At 44.0% G+C, this 26,462-nt stretch carries 14 protein-coding genes; 1 reads left to right on the top strand and 13 read right to left on the bottom strand.

What is annotated here, in order from left to right:
- Positions 1-268: 268 nt before the first annotated feature.
- The 11 genes from galA to PCH02S_RS01455 form a co-directional block, all read right to left on the bottom strand.
- Positions 269-3,040 carry a beta-galactosidase GalA gene (gene galA / locus PCH02S_RS01500; protein ID WP_127449345.1) on the bottom strand — a complete coding sequence of 924 codons (2,772 nt, stop codon included), beginning with the start codon at positions 3,038-3,040 and terminating at the stop codon, positions 269-271.
- 52 nt (positions 3,041-3,092) lie between these two features.
- A complete protein-coding gene (locus tag PCH02S_RS35520) occupies positions 3,093-3,233 on the bottom strand; it encodes a hypothetical protein (RefSeq protein ID WP_164819388.1) in 141 nt (46 codons plus the stop codon).
- Between the two features lie 158 nt (positions 3,234-3,391).
- Complete coding sequence (locus PCH02S_RS01495) at positions 3,392-6,583, bottom strand: glycosyl hydrolase family 95 catalytic domain-containing protein (RefSeq protein WP_164819387.1); 3,192 nt, start codon at positions 6,581-6,583, stop codon at positions 3,392-3,394.
- Positions 6,584-6,684: 101 nt separating this feature from the next.
- Complete coding sequence (locus PCH02S_RS01490) at positions 6,685-7,284, bottom strand: sialate O-acetylesterase (RefSeq protein WP_127449341.1); 600 nt, start codon at positions 7,282-7,284, stop codon at positions 6,685-6,687.
- 229 nt (positions 7,285-7,513) lie between these two features.
- Positions 7,514-7,786: an RICIN domain-containing protein gene (locus PCH02S_RS01485; RefSeq protein ID WP_127449339.1), complete on the bottom strand. Its 273-nt coding sequence runs from the start codon at positions 7,784-7,786 to the stop codon at positions 7,514-7,516.
- A gap of 213 nt (positions 7,787-7,999) precedes the next feature.
- Positions 8,000-10,369, bottom strand: coding sequence for a helix-turn-helix domain-containing protein (locus PCH02S_RS01480; RefSeq protein WP_127449337.1), 2,370 nt, complete (start codon positions 10,367-10,369; stop codon positions 8,000-8,002).
- A gap of 130 nt (positions 10,370-10,499) precedes the next feature.
- Positions 10,500-12,071, bottom strand: a complete 1,572-nt coding sequence (locus PCH02S_RS01475; RefSeq protein WP_127449335.1) for an ABC transporter substrate-binding protein — start codon at positions 12,069-12,071, stop codon at positions 10,500-10,502.
- Between the two features lie 67 nt (positions 12,072-12,138).
- Complete coding sequence (locus PCH02S_RS01470; RefSeq protein WP_127449333.1) at positions 12,139-13,014, bottom strand: carbohydrate ABC transporter permease; 876 nt, start codon at positions 13,012-13,014, stop codon at positions 12,139-12,141.
- 14 nt (positions 13,015-13,028) lie between these two features.
- The gene (locus PCH02S_RS01465) at positions 13,029-13,994 is read right to left on the bottom strand and encodes an ABC transporter permease (RefSeq protein ID WP_246068902.1); all 966 of its coding nucleotides are present in this window, start codon (positions 13,992-13,994) and stop codon (positions 13,029-13,031) included.
- 408 nt (positions 13,995-14,402) lie between these two features.
- On the bottom strand, positions 14,403-17,561 hold the full coding sequence (locus PCH02S_RS01460; RefSeq protein ID WP_127449331.1) for a golvesin C-terminal-like domain-containing protein: 3,159 nt from the start codon (positions 17,559-17,561) through the stop codon (positions 14,403-14,405).
- Positions 17,562-17,786: 225 nt separating this feature from the next.
- Complete coding sequence (locus PCH02S_RS01455) at positions 17,787-19,310, bottom strand: response regulator transcription factor (RefSeq protein ID WP_164819385.1); 1,524 nt, start codon at positions 19,308-19,310, stop codon at positions 17,787-17,789.
- Between the two features lie 126 nt (positions 19,311-19,436).
- Here PCH02S_RS01455 and PCH02S_RS01450 point away from each other — a divergent pair, with 126 nt between their 5' ends.
- Entirely contained in the window at positions 19,437-21,755 is a 2,319-nt protein-coding gene (locus PCH02S_RS01450; protein WP_127449327.1) for an RICIN domain-containing protein, read from the top strand.
- Between the two features lie 126 nt (positions 21,756-21,881).
- Here the strand turns inward: PCH02S_RS01450 and PCH02S_RS01445 are convergent, their stop codons facing one another.
- The gene (locus tag PCH02S_RS01445; protein WP_127449325.1) at positions 21,882-24,647 is read right to left on the bottom strand and encodes a glycosyl hydrolase family 95 catalytic domain-containing protein; all 2,766 of its coding nucleotides are present in this window, start codon (positions 24,645-24,647) and stop codon (positions 21,882-21,884) included.
- A gap of 366 nt (positions 24,648-25,013) precedes the next feature.
- Positions 25,014-26,369 (bottom strand): ABC transporter substrate-binding protein, encoded by a 1,356-nt coding sequence (locus PCH02S_RS01440; protein WP_127449323.1) that lies wholly within the window; start codon positions 26,367-26,369, stop codon positions 25,014-25,016.
- Positions 26,370-26,462: the final 93 nt, after the last annotated feature.

Here is a 26,462-nt window from a genome sequence, read left to right as displayed (position 1 = left end):
AAAAAATCTCATATCTCGACATGACATTGTGCGTAATTCAATTCGTAGGCAAGATCGAGAAACCTTCATTGTCGTTCATCCCCTTCTTCTCATTCAACAAATAAGCCTAACATAAAAAGGCCGCCAATTTACTATCATCGGCAGCCTTCTTCGTTTTTTTAATATAGCAGCTGATCTTCGCGGGGAGCCAAGTTGCGCAGCCGGGTTTTCAGGATAATTGAAGGGGGGCTCAATCAGGGAATACAGAGATTACACTTGGAGAATCTTGCTAAGTCAATAAACAGACTGAACTGCTAATACCTGGCTTACTCATCTGCTCCGTCATGTGAACTAGCACTGATAACGTGACTGCATTTTTTCCTTTTAAATTCACCTCTCGCAACGGAATTTCCAGTGAAGCCGGCTCATCGAGCGATGCCACCAATAGCAATTCCATATCCGCATAGACTTCAACATCACCTTGAATTGCATTAAACCGAAGGGTGTTGCTACTAGACTTAGCTTGATCCGACAAGCGCAGCTGGCTCCGAAACACAACGTACCCAGCGATCCCTTTCAGCATATTCAAGGCGCCATAACTGACATCTACTTTCTCCCAAGTGTTCATATCCGTCGAATCCATGATCATAAGAGGATCAGGCCTTTCGCTGTATGGCTCCTGCGTTACATACCAGTCATTCACATAGGTTTCCCTGACAGAAGCGATGTGAGGGGGCTCGGATGCTTCCTTCACTTGGATGACCCACGTCATCGGCGCCAAGCCTTCTGCTTCCGCTCGTAGCACAATGGGTTCAGTACCATGGAGGCTTTGCACAATGAGCTGGCAGCAGCCGGCAAATAAACTTCTTGACTGAGCGGCATCGGCCTCGTGACAATTCGGATCTCCGTTGCCAACGCCTAGTATTTTACCAGAACCACTAAGCGTGAACGCTACAAACCGGGTATCTGTCGGAACAAAGCGCTGCTGTGCATCGATCGCGTACACATTAACGGCAATGGCATCCTTCCCGTCACCATGGAGATAGGGTTTCTGCAATTCCAAGCGGAGTGCAACGGTTTCACCCGTCGTTGCAATTTCCGTCACCTTCACAAGTTGACCGTTGTTGTAGCCTTCCATACGTACAATTCCCGGCTCATAAGGAACCTCCCACTCCAATTGCTTGTATAGGTCAACATGCTCTCTACTGATAAATTGGCCATTCACATATAAGCTCACTTCTTCGCAGTTAGTATGCGTCATTACCTTAATTGGCTGCCCATCTCGTCCTTGCCAATTCCAATGCGGCAACATGTGAAGAATCGGTTCATCGAGCCAATACGCTTGATATAAATAGTACGCATCTTTGGGGAAGCCGCAGGTATCCATAATACCAAAGTGTGTGTTAATGCTGGGCCATTCATAGGGTGTCGGCTCCCCACGGTAATCAAAGCCCGTCCACACGAAAGTCCCCATCACAAAATCACGAGTAGCTACCGCTTGCCAGGCTTCTCGCACCGTAGCTCCCCACGGTGCCTTCTCTTGATCGTAGCTGTCAAATACTTGCTTGATCGAATCGTTTGCATAGTTGCCGCGTGTTGAGAACGCGCTTACGGTCTCAGAACCGATGATCGGCTGCGCGGGATGCTTCGCTCTAAATTTATCATAGCCCGCATGCATATAGTTGAACCCTGTGATCTCCATAATGTCTGCCGTTCCTTCGTCCTCCATCACCCCGCCGTTCAGAGCTCCAAGAACAGGGCGAGTCGGATCCAAACGCTTGACCGTCCGCATCATTCGTTTAACCATACGGCGGCCAATTGGCGTTCCTTGATGCGGTTCTTCATTGAACAGACTGTAGAACACCACACAAGGATGATTGCGGTCGCGGGTGACCATATTTTCAAGTTGGCGCAGGCCTTCTCCGGAAGTTTCGAAATTGCGATTTTCATCCATTACAAGCATGCCCAGCCGGTCGCAAATGTCCAATAGTTCCGGTGTCGGATTGTGATGCGCCGCACGATACGCATTGCTGCCCATGTCCTTGAGTCGCCGAATTCGGTATTCCTGCAGTCCATCAGGCAGCGCTACGCCAACACCGGCATGATCTTGATGGTTGCATGTTCCTTTTAATTTCAATGGTTTTTCATTCAGAAAAAACCCTTGGTCGGGACAAATGCGAATCGTTCTGTAGCCATAAGAAGTCACCTGAGTGTCATAAAGTTGTCCTTCTATCGTTAGAACGGAATGTACTTGATAAAGATGAGGCGTATTAATATCCCATATGTCAGGATTGGTCACGATTAACTGCTGAACGACTGTAATTTTGCTGCCTGCGGCACATTTAGACTCCGTTCTGGCTTTCTTAACCACATCATTTTTGGCATTTTGAATATACGTCGTTAACGTGTAATTCACATCGTATTCCAATTCATTGCCAACGACAGTTTCAATATGTGTCTGCCAGTGCGTATCATTTATTTTCTCCGGTCTGACCCAGACCCCGCGTTCTGCAATGTGCAGCGGCATTTTTGTCGTTAACCAGACATGACGATAAATACCGGCTCCCTCGTACCACCATCCTTCGGCTTCTGTAGCATCTACGCGGATGGCCAGCACGTTGGGACGATCACCGTAGTAGGCCCGATCCGAGATATCTACTGTAAAACTGGTATACGCGCTATAGTTCCTTTCCAACAAGCTTCCGTTCAAATAGATCGAAGCTTCGGTTGCGATGCCGTCGAACTCCAACATCAATTGCTTTCCCAGATCCTCTGCAGGCAATCTGAATTTCTTTCGATACCAGCCGATGCCACGCGGTTTAAAGCCGAAATTGGGCACACCATTTTCCCGGTCGAATGGCTGCTGATACGACCAATCATGCGGAAGTTGCACGGTTTCCCAATTCGCATCATTCCACTCCATGCCGGCGGGTCCAATGGCGCCTCCCGCTTTAGCCCTGCCATAAATACTGTTATGCGATTTGTTAACAGGAACATCAACTTCACCTAGATGAAACAACCAGTCCTTATCCATGCTGAGTCGTTGACGCAAATTATTCATTCCTTTCCTCTTGTGCCTACGTAATTAAGAACCATAGTCCATTATCATTAGCTCAGGTCAGATCAATAATGCTCAGTATAATCAATTTGCAAGCCGAGATAAATGGGATAAACGTTGTTAAAACAGTGTAATTCTTTGTTCTTGCCGAATAATTGAATTTCAACGTATCGTCGACGATAACGGAAGCTCTCATAAACCGTTGCGTCTCCTTCCCCCAACATATTCCATCTGTTTATTCACGTAAACATCAAAACAAGGTGATTTCTATAAAACTATCAACAAATTCTTCAAAAATAAGCATTTTTGAAAAAGGGTGCCCTGACGGGCACCCTTTTAAACAAGCCAATATCATTACTGCAATTTGACAAGTCTCCACTTCTGACTCGCCGCACTGTTCGCCGTCTTAATAACCACCGTATATTCCGTGCCGCTTAGAAACACATCCAATGGTTTGCTGCTTTGAACGCCAATTAACGTATAAGTACCATCCGTATTCGCTGTGAATTGCCACCTTTCGTTCCTTGTGCCGGAATAGGGCCATATAACGGTCTTCGAGTTGTCAGCTGTTAAGCCTCCGAATACATTCAACGCTTTTCCGCTTGGACTGCCGAGCAGCCTGAACGTGCCATCGCCATTGTCGCTGATATTCCATTGCTCGCCAGCGGCACCGTTATCTGGTGACACAATGACTGCTGTCCCATTCGCCGTTGCATTTCCTTTCACGTCCATTGCAAGGTTTCCGCTCCCTGCATGAATAAGTTTATACACGCCTCCAACCATAGCCGATTGGCTGAATTGGAACCAGTTCAGATGAAAGAGAGGACCGCTAGCTCCCTTATACACAAGGTATACGGTCTGCACGCCCGTGGCGCCCGTTACTCCGCAACTAACCGTTTGCCAAATTTGCCATCCTCCGGTAGACGGAACCGTACAAGTGCCGGCCAGTGTACCCGCCACACTCCCTAAGCGGAACTCAATGGTCCCTCCGGGTCCGTTGCTCGCCACCCTGGCGGAGAATGAAGCGGCACCGCTTCCAAAATCTACATTGTTATAGACGGTATAGTCGTTATTATCAATCGATGTGAGATCATAACCCGTACCTTTATCTGAGGCGCTCTCAAGCTGTACGCCTGATTGTCTATCATAGTTTTCCGCTTCAATTTGGTTGAATGCAGATTGACTGTTTCCGCGCACGAATGTAATCCGCGAATCCGTAAACGGATTCAAGTACTGATTGCCATACCGGACTACAGGAACCGTGCCGTTCGGGGAATCGATTTGAGCGGATACAAGTTGACCGTTTGCCCATTTGATGCTGAGTTCATACCCGCCTCTCGCTTTCACACCCGTTATTTCGCCACTGGTCCAGGCTGAAGGCAGCGAAGGGAGCAGTTCAATTTCTCCGGTATGACTTTGCACAAACAATTCTGGATAATAGGCGGCTCTTACTTGCCATTCGTTCACCCATACACCTGTCGGATAAACGTCTGCAAGGGGGACAGCTTTATCCCCATCATTAAGACGTGCCCACATGTACGCGCTATCCGGATGGTATCCGCCCGATCCGCGCATGGTCAATGAAACTTTAGCGGCATTAAATAAATCTGGCGTGCTACGCTTCGTAATCTGATCAAGGAAACCGACGCCAATTAAATGAGAGGCATGGCGGTGGCTAGGTTGAGAGTTAGCGTAGTCATTGTTCCATTCCTTGATTTCACCGCTATTTCCAATTTGATATGGCAGCAATTTCGGCAAGGCTGTTCTAACACGATCCAGCAAATCAACATCCGCAGGAGAATCTGCTTCCAATATACTCCCCGCTTCGAGGACATTTTCAAACAACTCTCGAATTACCGTCATATCGATCGTCGAACCTTGACTGACGGCAATCTTTGTTCCATCCGACAGTACATATTTCGCTTCGGGAGAAGTAGAAGGCGATGTAACCAGATAGCCATCCTTGTTTGGAACAAGTAAATCCAGTGCAAATTCTGCAGAACCTATCATAAGGGGGAACGCCGTGTCGCGCAGAAACGATTTGTCCTGTGTGAACCGATAGTGATCATACATATTAAACAGGAGCCACATGCCGCCCGTAGGCCAAATCGCCCATTCATTGTCACCTGCACTAAGCTCTGATTTTGCCCAAACATCGGAGGAGTGGGGTACAAACCACCCGTCAAAGCCGAAATCGGCTTTCGCGTTTTTCTCCCCGTTTACAGCTAAGTTTTTCATATACTTCCAGAGCGGATCGCCATTTTCAGAAAGATTCCCTGTCTCAATTAACGCATACGTTTTTTCTACGTTTTCATTAAAAAAATGCGCCCCCCATGAGTGAGGATTCCACATGTAATTCCACATGCCCTGCTGATTAAGAGGACGATCGAATGTATTGGCCCTAGAAGCAGCAATCATAACATAACGGGCGTACTGGTAGGTAAGCGTGTAAGGTCTGGAAGCGCCTGAATTGCCGTTTACTTCCGTCCATAACCTGCGAAACAAACTCCGATAATCGGTCTGATGGGCATTCAGGAGCTGATTGTAGGTTTTGGCAAAAGCCGTATTCATAATACTAGTTACGATTGGCGTAGGATTAGCGCCGCCTTGGCTTGGATTCGGATTGGTGAATGGGTCTTTGTAACTTGTTGCGTCGGCATACAGAAGTTCGATGACCGCAGCGCCTGAAATGTTCAAATTACCCCCAGATGCGGTAACCGTTCCTCCCGTCGTTCTGGCGCGAAGACGAGCGTCGAACGTCATGCCTCTCCCGTTTGCCCACGCGTTTGCGTTCTCGTTGTAAGGGGCTGTTCCTGTCATCTGGATCTCATTGCCTGATGAAGATACCGTTCCGTGCGTGTTCATTTGCAACGGCAGCGCCATCTTGGCCGTCATACTCATCGGCAGGCCTGCGTCATTGGTCATTCGTATCACCATAACGCGATCCGGGTGGCTGGCAAATACTTCACGCGTATACGTCGTGTTTCCCACTTTATACTTTGTTGTTACCATCGCCTTATCCAGATGAAGCTCTCGATCATAGTCTGTATATCCTGCTGTATTCGGGACATCCAGGATGATGTTGCCAATCGGTAGAAAGTTGGACATTTGCACCGATCCCCACATCCCTTTTGCTGCCGTATCAGCTAATTTCAATTTCTCTTCGCGATACGTTACTGTCGTAGCTGTATCAGCCCCAGCAAGCAAACTTCTTGTAGCATCCAGAGCTGTTTTACGACTTGGATTCGTATTATTGAAAGGTTCGCCGGAATGAAACGTTTTATCGTTAAGTTGAAGAATTTCGGTAGCTACACCTCCTGAAACTTTAGCGCCGAAGTAACCATTCCCGACGGGTGCTCCATTAAAATCTGTCCCGCTGGCTGGCGTTGTCCAATTGATTTTCAAATCATCCCAATTGCCTGTTTTCTGAACAGGCAGCGGTGTACTTCCTACATTTGCATGGGCTTGATTCGATGGTCCTACTGAAATCAGACTTGTTACAAGGAGAGAACTAACAAGCATGCTTATCAAACCTACTTTTTTCATAACATCTCCTCCTTTTATGTTTCTAGCGTCATCAGTGAACAGCATATCAAATGTTATTCACTTCAAAAGCTCGACTTGACAAGCGGTTAGGCTTTCGGTCGTTAATGCTTTGCTGTAAAAGGGCTGGCTGAAGCTGCTGCTACCTCGACGGTGTTGTTTGAAGGATTGATCACCGCTGTGGCCGATGTAAAGATCCCATTCGAACCCGCAATCTCGAATTCTTTCAGGGTCCCGCCGCTCGTTTGTCCGTATACGTCCTTGATCATGAGGCCGCCGCCGATGGAGTTTGCTTCAAATTCAACATTGATTTTATTGCCGTTTATGGTTGCGCTCTTGAATAACGGACCTGTGAACACGACCGAGGACTGACCCAGAATCATATTCTTTGCCATCAAAGACATCCGCTTGCCGACTATATCTTTGTTTGGCGGATGAAGGTCGTTAGAAAAACCTAGGTCAGTGTCCAATGTAACAACCATGCCAAGCTTAGTTTTGTTCGTTACATTTTTTAACGCAAGACGTTGAGCTTCACGCACAGCCATGAAATCCCCTCGTTTGAAACGTGCCAACTGCGCATAGAAGAAGGGCAGGTCGGCTTGGCCCCATTGTTTCCGCCAATCATTGATTAACGTTAGGAAGGCTTCCGTATACATGGCTTCTGCTCCTGGGACAGAGTCACTCTCCCCTTGATACCACAACACTCCGGCTACTTGATATTAGGTTATCGGGGCAACATGAGTATTATACGGAACATTGAAACTAGCTTTGTTGGCATCGATTTTAGCTAGCGAGAAGTGTTTAATCATGGGGTTTGTGGGAAGGGGAGGGACGTATGGCGCAGACCAGGTCGAAAAGGAATAGTTCCACTCCATGTTGGACTGTCCGGCAAGCACGAATACATCACCCACATATACGCCTTCAATCGTCTTCTTATAGCCTCCTCCTCCAATTGTAAGCGTATATGGCCCTCCTGCAGGCAGTGGGGATAATGAGGCCGTCCAAATTCGTGATTTCCCATTTCGCTTCGTCCAAGCTGGCATCCGATCCTTGAATAACTGAAGAGCCTTCCAGGGTATTGTTTGCCCCTGATACGCCTACGGTTAAGCCGCTATGTTTGGCAATAATGGTGTAGGTCTCCCCAGAGATAATGCCAGCCGTGGCGGAGCTCGCTTTATGTTGTTCTGACCAACCTGATTCATACAAGTTATGCTATTCATAATGTAAACCCTTACATTCACCTCCTCGCCCCAACATATTCCATCTGTTTTTTCATGTAAACATCAAAAAAGAGCGATTTCTATTAAATCAACAGTAAATTCTCCATATTTAAGCAATTTTCCGAAAATTTTGTACGGGCATTTTAAATAATTACATGAAAAAGCCGCCAATTCGCTATCATCGGCGGCCTTCTTTCATTTATCCGTTCTCATACACCTTGTTTTTACTTGACGTATTCCGCAACTTGTACTCCGTCGTCGTAACTCCATATTTCGTCTTAAACATCTTATAGAAATAATTTTGATTCTCCCAACCGATTCTATCCAAAATCTCAGCCACGTTGGTATTTGGCTTTGTAATTAGTTCTGCTGCAATACTCAATCGATAATCCATCAACCATTCCGCAATGGCTTTACCTTGAACATTTCGAAATATTTTCCCCAAGTGATACTTTGACAAGTTCAATAATAAAGCAATGCTATCCTGACATAACGATTTATCCATATAATTGGATTCTATGATTCCGATGACTTTACTTACGATCTGTTGATTGCGGTTTACCTTGGACTCCAACATACTTTCGGCGATTTGGCGAATAAGAACATGGAACTCGGCATTAATTTCTCCAATCGTTTCCATCCTGCTAATCATATGAACAAACGTACTATATTGGATGTTGAAAGTCGTTGATCCATTTAATTCTATTTCTTTGATCCGCTTATAGATATTAAATGCCAAATAATATAAGTAACTAATGACAATATCGTAGGAATAATGATTCAAATAGGCCACAATCTGTTCATAGGCTTGAATCGCTTCCTCATACTTCCCATAAACAAGGAGTTCGTCGAATGTTTTCTCCAGTTGGAGCGGCGGCCGGAAATCATCCGTTTTCATGTGTTTTAAATTATCCGAGGAAATGATCGAACCTTGTCCAAAAATGAACCTGTACTTGCTAAACTGAACGGCTTCTTGATAAGAAATCGATATATCCTGAAGCTGTTTGACCGAATACCCGATTACGCCTGTCATCGAAAGTTTGAGATTGCTTTGAATCCAGTTTTGAAGTTCCGCAATGATGAGACTAATATCGCGAAGCTGTTTCTCATACGATTCGTCGGAAGCCTCCAGAACCAAAACAACTTCATCACCCAGATCAACCGCACAATTATTCGTAGAACGCGACGCTATTTCTTCCGCTGCATTTCCGATTGCATAACGAAAGAGTTGTTGATCTGCGGCGCTGTAAGTTCTCAAGAATTGCTCATAACGATCGATCATTAAAATAATGGCAAAATGACGCCTATCAGCCAGCAAACCTATGTTAAAATGGTTAAGACTTGATTGTAGATCCGGAGGACAATCATCCGAGGAATGACTGACCAGCCTTCGCATGAATTCTAATCTACGAGAGAAAAAGGCTGTCTTTTTTTCACCATTTATTAATTCGTTCTGCTGAATGGCCATTGAGATGACATCGTTTAAGTATCCAATATCATCCCTATTTTCGACCGAAGACGGAAAACGAGGCAGCTCCGAGACTTTACCCATCAAACCACGTATAGGGGAGTATAATTTTTTGGATAAATAAAATACAATCAATACGCCCGGAATCAACACGCCTAGACAAAAAGCTATCGTAATCCAACCAAGCCGCTCCATATCTTGAAAAATAATCGAATAAGGAACAATATGAATAAATTTCCAGTTTAGAGCTTCGGATGTTACGTAGGTGATCAAATGTTTCTTTCCTTGAATCGTTGTTGAAAAAAAAGCATCCTTGCCGCTTTCTTGGATGGGCTGAAGAACAGCCGCTGTTTCAGCCGTCGATAATTGCTCCATGTTGCCAAGAATCAGTTGTTCGTTCTGGTCTACGATCCATGTACTTCCTTCATTTTTTCCGCTAGAGGAAAGCGAATGAATTAATTCTTTCAAGTAGTCCACTTTCACGTTGACAACAATAGCGCCCTTTACGCGATCTGCCGTATCCTCATACTCATAGAAAATATAAGTCAAGACGCTCATCTTCTGATTGCTGTCAATATCTTTCCCATCAGCCGAAATAAAGACCGGAATTTTCCTCAATACAGGGTAAAACTTCCCTCTTGTGACTTGCTTCTTCTGATCAATAATAGTAACTAAGCCTTGATCAAAAAAAGAATCCTTGGTATTGCTGGATTGAAGCCAAGTCGAGTATATTTGGTTGTTCGTTCCATTATAAACATAGACGGAATGAACGAATTGATTCGCGTTTTTCAACTTGGATACATCTTCCAAAGCTTCCTGGATATCTTCATAATCATTTTTCGCATTATACATGACCGACTGTACCCGATAATTGGTCAATAAAGAAATGGCGAACGTTTTCGAAGCTTCGTTCAAATAAGTTGCACTGTAACTGATTTGCGACAGCGCATTCGAATTTGCAGCAGAAACGAAGTTCACGCCAATTTTTTGAAAATTAACATATAAGATATAGGAAAGCGCCAGTAAGATGCAGATAAAAACAAGCGTAAATGAAGTAAACATACGAATGAACATAGTCCGAGGCAGTTTTATCTGGCTCACGAGCGCTAACCTCCTAATAACCCTTGTACATACATGATATAGCAAACCAGTTAAGTTGAAAAGAAAAATCCACTTTATGGAAAACCAACCGCTCAATAGCTTCTATACGCTACGAGCGGTCGTTTGATTCTTATTTATTGTTTGCTTTGCGCCATTCATCCAGCTGCTTTTGAGCTTCTGCGGTAACTTTATCCAGTCCTGCTTTCTTCAGTTTATCGTTGATTTCGGCCATAATTTTCTCCGGATCGGCAGATCCAAAGTTTAGCAGTGAATTCGTTACGCTGTTATACTGATTAACAATCGCATCGATTTGAGCCATCTCGGTTTTAATAGGATCACGATTCAAAACAAAGCCGATTAATGGGGAAACAATCGCTTCTTTGTTCACTTTATTCGTTTGCTCCCACACATCTTTAGGCTGCCCTGGGCGAAGGAACATATTAAACTGACTGCCGAATTCCCAATCCGTTCCCGGATTATATCCGCCGTTTGGCAAGGATTCAACGGTTCTGTCGTCCACTTTCTTGTAATGCTTGCCGTCAATGCCTACACACAATAATTGATATAATTCTTTATCGGCAAACAATAGATCCAGATACATCATCGCGCGTTCAGGATTTTTGGAATTTTGGTTAATCGCCGCCAAAGATGAAATTAAACTCGTATTGGAAACGTAGGACGGACTTAACTGAACATCGGTTACATCGTATCCTGCCCATCCTTTTGTATCGCCTTCATTGCCAGGCTTCACCGCTCCCGCTGGGAACATCCCGTATTTCCCCGTTTTTTGTTCCGCTTTATAATCTTTTATCGTAGCTGCGTCTTTGCGAATGTATCCTTTGTTGTACCATTCGCGATTCATTTTGGCCAGTTCCATCGTTTCCGGAAGTTCATACAAGTTCTTAATTTTAAAATCGTTATTTTTCACATTAATCACAAGTGGATTGGCTGTGTCGCCTGTAATGGTATCATAAAAGAGTCCGGTATCCATTCTTGATAGAAACTCTGTGGAAACCGATGCCCCGCTCGTCGTTGGCACAATGTCAGGCTCATTTTGCTTCACATTTTCCAGAAATGGTTCCAAATCACGTAACGATTTGATCTTTGTTTTATCCAGTTTATACTTATCGGCTAAATCCTTTTTGACTGAAAATCCTTTCATTGTCGCCATAATCTGATAGCTTGTTATGCCATATAGCTTGCCATTTACACGCGCCCCGTCAAAAAATTTAACAGGAATTGTTTCCTTAATATGCGGACCATATTTATCCATAAGATCGTCTAACGGCAGGAAAGCTCCCTTCGCCACATTGTTATAAAAATTATTTGTCCATGAAGCCGTGTACGTCAAATCCCAATCTTCGCCTGCCGAAATAATCACTTTCATCTTGTCGTCGTAATTGCCCCAGTCAATGGTGTTCAATGTGATCGTCGTATTGATTTTTTCTTTCGTAATCTTGTTCATGGCCTCGACAACAGCTTTTTCATCCGGCTGTGGTGTCCCGACTCTGTAGATGGTTAGATTCACAGGAGCAAGTTTAGCAGGAGTGGATGCCTCTGCCCCGCTTTTCGAACTCTCAGCCGGCGATACCGTTGAGGTAGGGCCTTCCGTTTTTCCGCTGCTGCATCCGCTAATTAAGGATACTGCGCAGACAATTGACAATACGCTTCCAGCTACTTTCCTCATGCTCTTCTTTTTCATGTGTTTGTCCTCCCCTGGATCATAAAATTTATTTGAAACCTTGCGGTGTCAAACCAGCTTTAAGCTTCTAGCCTTTAATGGAGCCGACGGTAATTCCTTTGACAAAAAAGCGTTGAAAAAACGGGAAAATGAACAACATGGGACCCGCAGCAACGACCGCCAGCGCAAAACGAGCCGATTGGCTTGGTAATACGATATTAGATGTATTCGCAACGGCCAGCGCACTATTTAAGAAATCAATGTTAGACATAATTCGATATAGCAAAAGCTGCAAACTAACATACTTGCCTGTGTCAATAAACAACAAACTTAACCAGTAATCGTTCCAATAGATGAGTACTGAAAACAAGGCTATTGTCGCTAATCCGGATTTGCTAACGGGAATAATAATGGAGAAAAATACGCGATATTCGCTTGCGCCATCCATTTTCGCCGATTCAATTAACGCAAATGGGATCGTCGACATAAATCCTTTCATTAACAAGACTAGAAAAGGGGTTACGACATAGGGCAATATTAATGCGAACGGCGTATCCTTTAAATGCAAAATTCGAGAGATGAGAATATACCAAGGCACCAAACCGCCACTGAACAAGAGTGTAAAAAAGATAAAAAAGGATATTTTATTCGCTAAAAAGAAATCCTTCCTGCATATCACATAAGCAACCATCGCTGTGATCATGATGCTCAGCAAAGTACCCGTTACGGTTACAAAGATCGTAACAACATAGGAATTAATAATTTGTTCAGGATTTTTAAAAACGAATCGATATGCTTCCAAAGTGATAGCGCTCGGAAATAAGGAATATCCTTTCGTAAGTATCGTATTTTCGTTCGTAAATGATGCCGTGAGAACTAGTGCAATTGGAATGATGCACGCAATCGACGATAACAACAATACAATATGGATCACAGAGAGACTAATGCGCGATTTGATTCTCATTGAGTAGAACCTCCTTAGAACAGGGCGTTTTCTTTGCTAACTCTTCGAATGACGAAGTTTGTAAGCAAGATGATGATGAGGCCAACCAAAGATTGATAGAAACCGGCAGCCGACGCCATGCCAATATCTCCATTGATCCTCAAAGCTCTAAACACGAACGTATCAATGATATCTGTCGTTGGATAAAGCAGGGTAGAATTCATCGTGACGTTATAAAACAGATCGAAATTCCCAAAGAAAATACGGCTTACTTGAAGCAGCACAAGCAGAATCATTAAAGGCTTCAGTAACGGGAGGGTGATTGACCACACTTGCTGCCAAATGCTTGCGCCATCTATTTCGGCCGCTTCAAAATATTCAGAATCTATAGATATAATGGCCGTGTAATAGATAATGGCGTAATAGCCCGCATTTTTCCACAAATTAACCGACATTAGAATGTAAGGCCAATAGTGAGGCTCGTTATACCAAAGAACAGGCTCCTTGCCGAACCAGGATAATATCGTGTTTAGAAACCCATGGTTCATATCCAAAAAAGCAAGACATACATAGCTCACAATAACAAATGAGATAAAATAAGGGAAAAATAACGCCGTTTGATGGAACTTGATAAACTTTTTTGATACTTGATTCAAGAGCAGGGCAAGCGTAACGGAGACGATTAGTGTGGAAATAATAAAAGCCACGTTATAGAGCAGCGTGTTTCGAGTCATGACCCAAGCATCGCTGGAAGTAAAAATAAATTTAAAATTTTCAAAACCACTCCATGGGCTATGGAGAATACCATCCCTGTAATTGTAATTTTTAAAGGCGACGATCAGTCCGTATAAGGGAATGTAATTGAAAACAAGAACAAAGATGCAAGCAGGCAAAGCTAAAACTAGCAACTGATGGGTCTGCCTGAGTTTCTTCCAAAAAGAAGAATTTTTTTGCGTTGTAGGACCTCCTCTGATCATTGAAGTTGCAGGTACTCTCTCCATGTAAAACACTCCCCGTTCTGTATTTACCCTTCTAGGCCTGTTGCACTAGCAGGTTGTTTTTTGGCGTGGCTTTATCATAGCTTCTGTACCTGTTATTTATAAACATCAAGTATGTTGTTTTTCTATAATTTGGTGTGTAAAAACGAGTGATTTCTATAGAAACGATCTGATCGACAATGTTTTGAGCTTGAAAGTCATTCTTAAATAGAAAAAAATGATCATTTTGGGGATTCTTTAAAAGAATTGAGGCAGATACTATAGTTAATGCTCTACGAAAAATACGGCATTCCCCCCACATTGTGAGAGTAAACGCCGTATTTCCCCTTGTTTCATTTAAAATTTCAATTGCCTGCTTGATATTTTTGCCGATACCACAGTCTCATAAACTCGATTATGAATGCGTAGTCATTATTTCAACTTAATATAATCTGGTTTTAGCTTATAACTGGTACTCGTTAAATTTTTTCCAGTTACCGTTAATTTTATTGTCTTATTTCCTGCAGTAGCAAATGTTATCTTCCCCATGTCATACTCCTGATAACTTGGTACTAGATTGTACACGTCTACAGGCGCGCCCAAATTTACTCCATCAATTGACAACTGGAAAGTACCACTCTCGTTGTCTCTCTTGAGTCTTAACTTGACATTATATGTTCCAGGCTGGCTCGCATAAACAGCATATGTGACAGAATTACCAACTGCAGTTGCATTCAAGTTATTACATTTTCCATTGCTGCAATTCACATCCGTGATATCCGATTCAACAGCACCTGATGCTACTGTCACGAGATCTTCAGTCTCATAGACGACATCCACTTTTTCAAATTTTACAGCATCGGCAACAACATATTGACCATTTGCTTGATTCGTTAACTCAACATATCCTGTTTGCCCGGCTTCGAAATAATGAGTACCCAGCAAAACCCAGCTTCCGCCAGCAGGTCTCTGATCGATATAATAGGTCTGCGAGCCTCCGCTATAGGATACTTTAAATGGTGCATTGGTAGTCCGAAATTCATTTCCATTTGGCAACCAAATATACACCTTATAGTTTCCTGCCACACTCAACATCGGCTTCCATTTCATCTTATCTGCACCTGAACCGCCACTTGGCGAGGTTACATAATCTGCTCCATAGAAGTTAGAATAGTGGGTTGAACTCGTCCATGCGCCTGTAGCTTCGGCCTGGGTATTATCAACGATGACCTCTTTAGGCTGCTCTGGCGAATAAACGACTCCAAAGTCATCTATATAAGCATAATTACTGCCACTTGTCTTGTATCCATAAATCGTAGCAGTTGTATTTTGAGGACCTGTTGTAAATCTTACATCCACTCTCTTCCATGTAGAACCGGTAGATGAACTATACACGTCATTTCCGCCATAGTCCTTTACCCCTATTCTGACTTCGGAGGAATCCGTCACCTTCGCCCAACCGCTCAGATCATAGGTTGTGTTTGGCGTCAGCCCTTTAATGATCTGCTCTACGCCATCCTGTACAGTTCCAAGTTTTAATCCGTAGAACCCGGTCCTTGCATTGGCATCTGATTTTTGATGCGAATATGAATATTCGGCAGCAGCAGTCTTGGCATATGTTTTTATCCATGGGTTAAGATCAGTAACCTCAAAACCGGAATTATACGTACGGTTTCTGTGCAATGGGTAAATTTTTGAATATGCTGGGTTTGGAGGGTTTGTAAAATCATGACCAGCCTTCCAGCTTGGGACGCCATATTCAAAAGCTCCTATATCCGGCTTAGCCCCCGCATAACCATTGGTAATCCCGTCAATAACTACGCCGGCATCCTTATTCGGCGAATTCGCCGCAAGGTGATAGTCATTAACTCCTGCAAAGCCTGGGGTGTTTCCTGTGTAATTATTAAATGATGTCTCCGCGTACGATGAACTGTCGTTTAAAATATTATTTACGGACCATGTGCCGTACATGTCATTTACAAAGATAGTGGAAGAGCCCGCACCAATTTCGCTGCCTTTGAGGAATGTATTATTGTATAGAAGATTAAAATTGGTAGGACCATTAATATTAGTCCCAAGTGCCGGCCCCTTAATAGTAGAACCAGTTCCCACTGGGTCATTGATTCCATAGACTAAATTATGATGTACGATAAAATTGGAAGAACCGTTATCCAGATAAATACCATTAGGCTTTATAGAAGAAAAGTTATCATGTAAAATATTATATCGAATTTCGGTATTCTGACCATCTGTTGCTACCGCATATATAATTCCAAGATCTTTGGCAAGCAAGCCGGCATTATATAGATGATTGTGCTCGATGATACTCTTCGAAATCCCATTCTTTAAAAGGATGATGCCCCTTGAACTGTTATATGCTGTATTGTAGCTTACGAGATGGCTGTCACCAAATACCCTGATTGGGGCCGTGTCATTGATCCCATAATTACAGTCACGAATAAGATTATTAACTAGCCTGTTATTGCTGCCAAACATCGTTACACCATTGGAGTGACTCCATGCAATGGTACTATTCTTTATTTCATTGTAACTTCCGCCGAGGATAAAGCCAGAATCATCCCTATGTGAAGCAAAACCATCTGTATTGGTACCATAATGATCTACATAAATTGCATTAATACCATCAAAAACATTACCCGTTCCGCCTGCTGTTGTCGCAGCTGTACCGAAAAAGTTCAAACCCTGTACCGAAACATATGATTTATTCGTTAAGTTAAAACCCCAAATACGTTTTTTAACGGATACGGTACTGCTTGAAGGATTCCCTCCAGGAAACCACATATAAAGTGTTGTCGTGCCGCTATCATAGTACCATTCATTTTCAGTATCCAACAATTCCAACTTATTCGTAAGATAATAAGGCTGGCCTTTATGTACATAACCGAAACTACTGCTTGAATAAAGTTTCCCACCTGTATAACTTGTAATATCCTTAGAATTGGAAATAAAATAATCACTAGGCATATAAGTAATTGTTGCACCTGTGTAATACCCATCAGTCTGTATTAAATCCGCATCCTTTACATAATTTGAGCCGACTTCATCAAATGTAGCCCATGTCGGGTTCCAAAGATTTGAACTTGTATTCGGCCACCTTGCAAGCTGAGCCATATTCCCATTTATGAATACTTGGTTTCTGTCTCCTAAATCCAGCGTAATCTGCTTCTTGTAAATGGAACCCGAATGTTGTATCCATGATGTCGAGTCAATCATATCGGTACCTGAAATCGTTACGCTTTCTCCTGGGTATGGCTTGAATGTTATCCTATTTTCCGACGTCCCTGAATTAGCAGGAATGACTTCCTCAGGATAGGCGCCTCCCCGAATTATACAAGTATCACCCGGCTGCATCAGACTTGCTGCTTTTTGTATCGTTTTAAAAGGTCCTGTCGTACCTGATACGAAGGCGGGAGAAGTGCCATTCCAGCTATCATTTCCATTCGTAGCCACATAATAATTCGTACCTGCTGCCTTGGCTTCCGGAGTCATAACACTCCAATTTGTAAACGCTACCATAAATATAAAAACGAACAAGCTGCTTAATTTACATATTCTTTTGATATGACTCATTATTTCCCCTTCTTTCCGTGTTTTTTGACCGCGAAGTCATCACTTCTTCATGTTGCCACTTCAAAAAAAAAAATACCAACTCCGAACATCTTTTATTGTTTCACCCACCTCACTTTCCCAACATGTGCCTAGTATAATCAAATAGCGAGTTGAAATACATGGGATAAACCATGTAAAAACAGTGGTTTCCTTTGATCTTATTACAGTTTCACTTAGCCAACGTTACTAGAAACCATCTTCATTTCCTCGATTCCTGGATTCGCGAAACTGGGTCGGCGACATCCCTGTCGATTTGCGAAATGCAATACTAAAATAGTGAGCATCCTTGTATCCCGCAAGCTCAGCAATTTCATATGTTTTGAGTGACGTTTGCCAAAGCAATTCTTTGGCCTTATTAATCCTGCCTAGCGTCAAAAATTCTATAAACGTCATGTTCGTATAATTTTTAAAAATAATGCAAAAGTAACTGGCGCTTATGGACAAATGCTTGCAAACAATTGAGGAAGTCAATCCAGGATCCGTTAAATTGTCCAAAATAAATTGCTTCGCTTTGCCCGCCAGCAGCGTTCCGGTATCCGTTCTCTTCTGCACGATGAACGCCCTTGTGATTTCGAACACTTGAATAAACCAATGCTTCGCTTCTTGCAGCGTCTTCATTTTAATTATTTCTTCAAAGATATTTTTTTTCAATATTTGATCCTCGGAAATGTGCAGTTCTTGCCAAACATCCATTACCGCAAACAGCAAGATCTGGATGTGCATGCAGCATTCTTTCATCGGGATATTCCCTGAAATCAGCTTCTCGAAGAACAAATGAATGATGGCATGCATATCCTCCGAATTTCCTGTCTTTAGCGCATTGGCCAATTGCGCGCTTTGGCTTTTGGTACTGTAAACAGAAACACGCTCTTTTGGAGCCATATCATAAATAGGAATAACTTGGTTTCTACCTAGCAGGAAGCGGAAATCAAGAGCAGACAGTGCGCCCTCATAAGATAAATGAAGCACCTTTGTACCTGCCCATGGGAGACCGATGCCTACCGAAATGGAAAGTTTCAAATAATCTTTCACTGCTTGCAGAATATGAATACTGGCTTTCTCAACCATATCCATTAGGGATAATGCCTCTTCTCCTGAAAACAGTAGCACTATTTGTCCCAAATAATTGTTAAATACAACAGGATGCTCGCCATATGTTTGGCTAATTTCTTCACAAATGTTTTGTATGGCAAAAAGTAATAATGCATTATCAGTATCAGGATATTTGGCTTGGATCTCCTCCGTATCATCCAAATCAATAACGGATGCGCTTATGTATTTGCCGGACAGGCTAATGTCGAAATCCTTCATTCTCTCGAAAATTTTCTCTTCTGTTAAATCCCCGGCAACCCATTGATTCAAAAACATCATTCTCAGTAACGGAAGGCTTGCTTGCATTTGTTCGTTTATTTTGTTCCAATTTTGCAGGTTCTCCCTGTCTTTATCCAGATCATCATGTCCAGTCAGAATGATCAGTTTTGTTCTCGGATGGTGCCTAGTAACATATTCAACTAACTCAAGTCCGTAGACAAAGGGCATGTAAATATCGGTGAGGAGAACATCTGGTTGATAGCTTTCCAAAGCCTCTCTGGTTATGAGGCCTCTTTCATAAATAACAAGCAAATGATACCCCAGTTCCCCCCAACGAATATGATCCCTCATTCCTTCGTGAATAACTACATCATCATCAACGACTAAGATTTTGTACATGCTCCACCCCATTTTCCGGAATAAAATATTGACCAATTTGAATTGTTTATTGAATTGAATTCATGAAAACGCTGTCATATCATGTTACTTGTCAGGTAAATCTTATCCTTGGAGGGAGAATGATGTATGAAAAGGATTAAAAAAGCGGCCATTTGTCTGGGGCTCGTCTCTGCGCTTCTGGCAGGATCGGCGGCGTCAGCTTTCGCAGACACTTACACCAATCAAAAGAACTATGTTGATTTAAGGTTCGGCATGTTTATTCACTATAACATGGGCACTTATCACGATAAGGAATGGGTAATGCCGGGGCAAAACCCGCTTTCCTTCAACCCGGCAACCGTGAATACGGATCAATGGGCTGATGCTGCCAAATCTGCCAAAATGAAGTATGCTGTATTAACGGCCAAGCACCACGATGGATTTGCCTTGTGGCCAACCAAATATGGCGCCTACAACGTGATGAACAGCGCATATCCGCATGATATCGTGAAGCAATATGTGGATTCCATGCGTTCCAGAGGGATTTTGCCAGGATTATATTACTCCATTTGGGATCGCCAGCAACAAATCGAAAAGGATTCCGTCAGTAGAGCGGATATTGATTTTATGAAGGGACAACTAACGGAACTGCTCACCAATTATGGAGAAATTCCCGTTCTCGTCATTGATGGATGGGCATGGCGAATGGGCCATCAGCAAGCCCCTTACCAGGAAATTCGTGAGCATGTTAAACGTCTGCAGCCGAATATTCTTATTGTCGACCATAATGGGCAGACCCAGTTATGGGAAGAGGATGCCCTCTATTTCGAAGAACCCAAAAATATATGGGCCCCTGCCGGCAATACGCAAGTCGCTAACCAAGGCAATCTATTAGTTAGTGGCGGTTGGTTCTGGCATCCAGGCATGACGACGAGAAGTTCCGCCAGCGTTTCAGACATCGTCTATGGACACTTAAAGGTACTTGAGCCTTTATATACCAATTTCTTGCTGAACGTATCTCCGAACCCGCAAGGCGCGCTTGATACCAATGTTGTGAACCGATTGGCGGAAATTGGCACGGCTTGGACGCCTGACGCGTCGCGTCCTCCTTTGCCTCCGCAGCCAATCATAATGGAACACCCGATTACAGCCAATTCAGCATTTTCTATTAGCGGAAGCGCCAATCACGTTGTTGATGGAAATTTAGATTATAATAAAGGTAGTTATGTAGAAACCGTATGGCAATCCTCCGCCTCCTTTCCGCAAACCGTCACACTTGATTTGGGTTATACGTACGCCAATATCAATTTATTGAATTACTTACCTTCGCAAAATATGGCAGCAGGCCAAATTACATCCTATTCCCTCTATGCCAGTACAAACGGAACCAACTTTAGCTTTGTGAAGAGTGGAACATGGGCCGGTGACAAAACGATGAAACAGGTTACGTTTCCCGCCCAAACGGCCCGATATATGAAGCTGCAAGTTAATTCGGCGGCAGGCGGCTATGCGGCTGCAAGCGAATTGTCCGTCGGCTCTTACACCAGCGATATTCCGACCCCGACAGGCATCGATACGTTCGATTCCAACGCAGTATATCGGATTGTCAATACAGGCAGCGGCAAAGCGCTCGGAGTTGGAAGCTCGTTAAACAGCGGAGCTGCCGTAACCCAGCGAACAAGCGCGGATGCCGCAGACCAGCAATGGATCATCGACGACCTGGGTTTAGGTAATTACAAGCTCATCAATAAATTTAGCGGGTTGGCATTGGACGTAAATGGGGGAAGTGCAGCGGAAGGCGCCCCCATTGTACAAGGCACGGATACTGAAACAAGTGCTTCTCTTCCAGGCAAAAATCAGCAATGGAAAATGGCTGACACAGGAAACGGCTACTTCAAGATTGTCAATGTCAATAGCGATAAGGTACTGGCAAACACGAACGGTTCGGCAAGCGACGGCAACCCGGCTGACCAAAGAACTTTTAACGGAAGCCGTAATCAACTATGGCAGGTTCAAAAAATTGCTGACAATTACATCCCAACTTCTTACTACAAAATTGTCAATTTGAAGAGCAACAAGGCGCTTGACATCAGCGGGGAATCCATTGTTGCCGGGGCAGACGCCATTCAATCAGGGTATTCGGGCAAGGACAGTCAATTATGGAAGGTGGAAAGTATAGATAGCGGTCAATACAAAATAACGAATAAGAAAAGCGGCTATGCCCTTGATGTGTATGGGGGATCGCCGGCAAATGATGCGAAAGTTATCCAATTCAGATATGTTGGATCGAGGAACCAGAAATGGAATATTCAATTCATCGGCAAGGGCCTTTATCAAATTACAAGCGTAAGAAGCGAGAAAGCGCTGGAAGTGAAAGACGGCAGTGTGCTTGATGGGGGAGGCATTGTTCAAAACCCTTACACGAGTTCGCCTGATGAGCAATGGGCCATTGTGAAAGTACAATAAAACAGCTTTAATGTATTAAACAAAAAAAGGTGCAATCCTGTCATTTTTTGAGGGATTACACCTTTTTTTTACTGGATGACGATCAAATCTCAGTAACCATTTTTATGCTCAAACTAACGAGAAAGGTTACGGACTTACAAACTCGAACTTAACTGCGTCTGCGTTGACGACTTCATTGTTAGCATTATTCGTCAACTCTACATATCCATTCGTTCCCGAGGTGAATGTGAAATTCCCCAAGGAGACCCATCCCGGGCTCGGCGTAACCTGTTCATTAACGTAATATATATGGTCACCTGTCGTATCGTGAACGTTGAACGGAGCATTAGTAGCCCGACTGATATTGCCATTCGGCAACTTGTAGTACACCTTATAGGTACCGGAATAGGGCAAATTCGGTTTCCATTTTATCTTGCTAATTCCAGTTTTAGTTGATGCATATAAATAGTTGGACCCATAATAATTCGATAGGATCGTGGACGACGTCCATGAACCGGTCAGTTCCGCCGCTGTATTATCTACAATGACTTCTGAGCTATTTACGAAAACGATTCTCGCATCCGTGTCCACATTCAGCAATTGATTCTGATAACGCACGATCGGCTTCGTTCCGAAAGGAGAATCGATCTGTGCAGATACCAGTTGCCCGTTCACCCATTCGATGCTCAGTTCATACCCGCCTCTTGCCTTGACGCCTACGATTTTACCGCTTGACCAGCCGGTCGGCAATGAGGGGAGCAGCTCAATTTCGCCGGCATGGCTCTGAACGAACAACTCGGGAACATATGCGCTAATCGTCTGATATTTATTTCTGTTAGGATCTATCTGAAATAACTTATGGGCTTGCAATGCTTTGTCGGCTTCGCCGAGACGAGCCCACATATACGATTTATCGATGGTAGCTCCAGTCCCGCGCAATTCCATAGATTTCCTGGCTGCCTCGAACAAATTTGGGGTTCCCCGTTTCGTAAGCACATCGCGCAAATTCAGGCCAACCAGATGCGAAGCGTGACGATGTACAGGATCCTTGCCAGGGTAGTCATTATTCCATTCTTTCAACTCTCCTTGACTTCCACTGGCGAATGGAAGAAGATGAGGGGTTGCCGCAGTGATCCGATGGATTAGATCCAGGTCATCTGCGCGATTTGCTTGCAAGACGCTTGCCGCTTCAAGCACATCATGGAAGAGTTGGCGAATGAGCGCCATATCCATGGAGCTGCCTTGACTCACCGCAATTAGTGTGTTATCTGACAACTTGTATTTGTTTTCCGGTGAAGTGGACGGAGAAGTGACGAGATAACCATCCTTATTGGTGACGAGCAAATCAAGCGCAAATTCCGCCGCTCCCTTCATCAGCGGATAAGCGGTGTTCTGAAGGAACGATTTGTCTTTGGTAAATAGATAATGTTCGTATACCGTATTCATCAACCATATGCCGCCCATAGGCCAAATCGCCCACTCGTTATTCGTGTCTGCAAGCGGTGTTGCCGCCCATATGTCGGAGTACTGCGGCGCCATCCAGCCATCAAAGCCGAAATCCTGCTGCGCCGTTTGCGCGCCACTGATCGCCAAATTTTTTATCCATTTCCATAGCGGGTCACCCATTTCAGTCAGGTTAGCGGTTTCAATATTGGCATAGTGTTTTTGCACATTTTCATTCAGAAAATGCGATGAGTCCGTTTCAGGAATCCATTCGTGATTCCACATGCCTTGCTGATTACGGGGCCGGTCGGTGGTATTCTCGCGGGAAACCGAAATGATTTCATAGCGGGAGTATTGATAGGTTTTGATGTAGTCAAACGCGGCTCCCGTGTTTCCGTTTACTTCCACCCAAAGCCTCCGGAACAGTTTCCGATAGTCATTCAAATGGTTATTCAAAAGTGTGCCGTACGATTTAACGATCGCATTATTCATGATTGCGGTAACAATCGGCGCAGGGTCATTCCCGCCTTGGCTTGGATTCGGAAGCGTGAATGGATCCTTGTAGCTGGTGGCATTGGCATAGGTCAGAATAATTTCATTTGCCCCTGAGATCTCCAAATTTCCGTTCGTCGGTGTGACAGTTCCTCCCGCCGTTTTCACTCGCAAACGGGAATCGAAGGTCGTGCCTCTGCCTGCAGCCCATTGGGAAGTACGTCCTAGATTATAGTTCGCCGTTCCCGTCATGGTAATTTCATTGCCGGAAGATTGAACGGCAGCGTGGCCCGTCATTTCCATCGGATATGTCAGCCTGGCCGTCATACTCATAGGTTTGTTCTCGTTATTGGAAATCCGCATCACAATCACGTTGTCCGGATAACTTGCGAATACTTCCCGGGTATACGTCGTCGTACCGACCGTATATTTCGTAGTGACCGTGGCCCGATCCAAATCGAGTTCACGGGAATAATTCGTAAATCCCGCCGTACCGGGCACGTCGAGCATCAGCTTGCCAATCGGCAGGTATCTGGACGCGTAACTTCCTCTTCCCCACATCCCCTTTGCTGCTTCTTCTGCCGCTTTCAGCTTGTTTTCCCTATACGTGACGCTCGTCGCCGTATCCGCTTCCGCCAGCAGACGACGTGTTTCCGCCAGCGCCGTAATTCGGCTGGCACTATGAACGTCGCCAGGTTCGCCGGACCAGAAGGTTTTGTCGTTAAGCTGCAGCGTATCCGTGGCGACACCGCCGGCGACTCTTGCTCCTATGCGGCCATTGCCGATGACCGTACCGCTAAAATCATTTCCGTTTGCTTCTGTAGTCCATGTATACTTGAGCTGTTCCCAATTGCCGGCTTTTTGTTTGGGAAGGGGCGTGGACCCGGAAATCGCATAAGCCCCCTGTTGAAATGCGCCGCTTGCAAGCAAGGATACTCCCAATACAGCGGCCAGCATGATCTTTATTTTTTTAATCATATAAAATCCTCCTGGTGAATTTTCTGAACATTACCCCAATAATTTAAGCGCTTACAATTTAAAATATTAAACATACCACTCTTCCAAAGAAAATAATAAGAAAGAAAAATTATGTTTCTAAAGTGAATTTTGGCATCACCCCCTATAAACAGAAAGCGAGTCCTTATTACCCGTACTGACGGCAATGTATTGGCCTCTTCGGGACCCTCTCCCTTAAGTATAATTGAGCCTTTTGTCTGCTTACATGGGATAAACTAAGATGAATATGTGTATTCCTTCGATCTTCACCCTTTGATATCCGCTTTTGGATTAGAGCAAAAAAAAGGTACATTCCCGTCATTTTATGACGGGAATGTACCTTTTTTCCTATTTAGAAGCACCTTTGATCGCGTCATCCGCCCGCTGTTTCATTACTTCAATCGTTTTTTCCAATGCTTGTGCACCCAAGAAATATTTTTCAGCCTCTTCGAACAATGCTTTTCTGATTGCTGCCGAGCCTGCCGTCGTTGGGTTTACAGCGAGCGTATAGTTCGTTTTTATAACATTCAAGAACGATGCTTTATCGAAGTACTGACCTTTATCGCCAATCAACAGCTCGGCGACCTTGTTGATATCCGTCTTCAGATTAGACGGGATACGTCCGCCAGCAACCATTTCCATGTTGCCTTCTGTCAAATACCAGGCAAGAAACTTCATGGCAGCTTCCTTGTTTGCACTATGTGCATTAATCGAAAGTTTATCACCGAGTCCGCCACTGTTTACATTTTTACCTTTTTCCATTTGCGGAATAGGTGCAAACGCAACCTGGAACTTGCGATTCGGGAACGCTTTTTCGTCCTTGATATATCGGATCAGGTACGTACCTGCAAATGCCATAGCTACTTTTTCTTTGAGCAACTCTTCTTCCGGCAAAATTTTATTCGCTACTCCCTCTGCATAAGGCCGTAATGCTTTGGCATCCAGCAGTTGCTTCTGAATTTCAAGTCCTTTCTTGAAGGCAGGATCCTGGAAATTGGATGTGCCGTTCGTTGCATAATAAGCGTCGATCGGTTTGGCAGTCGTCAAGGTTTGAAAGGCAAGTGGTTCCCAAGTCGGAGCGAGGAATGTTCCAAATTGCCCCGGCTTCGTTAATTTTTTGGATAAAGAGGCATAATCATCCCACGTCCAATCTACCGGAACAGGTTCATTAATCGCATCCAGAGACGATTTATTGAATAACATGAGATTCAAAGATTTGGCGCCAGGCAAATAATATAGTTTATCTTTATTTTTCGTCAAGTTCCCGGAACCGATTACACTGTCTACATCAAATCCGACTTTCTTGATTAAGTCATCCAATGGCTCGACCATGCCGGCGTTAATTCTTCGATCCATAATAGCATCGTTATAATTAATAAACAGGTCAGGTGCGTCATTGCTCGACAAGAGCGCAGTATCCAGCTTTGTGTTGCCGGGATCGTCATTGACAAAACGTACGTACTCCAATTGGATCTCTTTATTGGCTGCATTCCATTTGTCCACAACAGCTTTCGGACCACTTTCCTCAGGAGTGCCCCCCCACCATTTGAGCTTCACAGGTTTTCCTGTTTGCTGAGTGGCGGAAGGACTCGCAGAAGGCATCGTAGTCTGATTGTTCGATGCGTTATCAGTCTTACCGCAAGCGCTTATCAGCATGGAAATGGAAAGCAAGTAAGCCGTGCTCAAAACCATAAATCTCTTCATTTTTTATAGCCCCCTCGTATTCGTTTTGCTTACATAAGCAATCATATCAACAATACTTGGGCATCTAAATGATATTTTCTTCGGTAATTTTGT

It is taken from the genome of Paenibacillus chondroitinus NBRC 15376 (assembly GCF_004000765.1).
Taxonomy (GTDB): Bacteria; Bacillota; Bacilli; order Paenibacillales; family NBRC-103111; genus Paenibacillus_E; species Paenibacillus_E chondroitinus.
The sequence above is the reverse complement of the archived record's forward strand: the minus strand, read 5'-3'. Positions and strand labels throughout refer to the sequence as shown.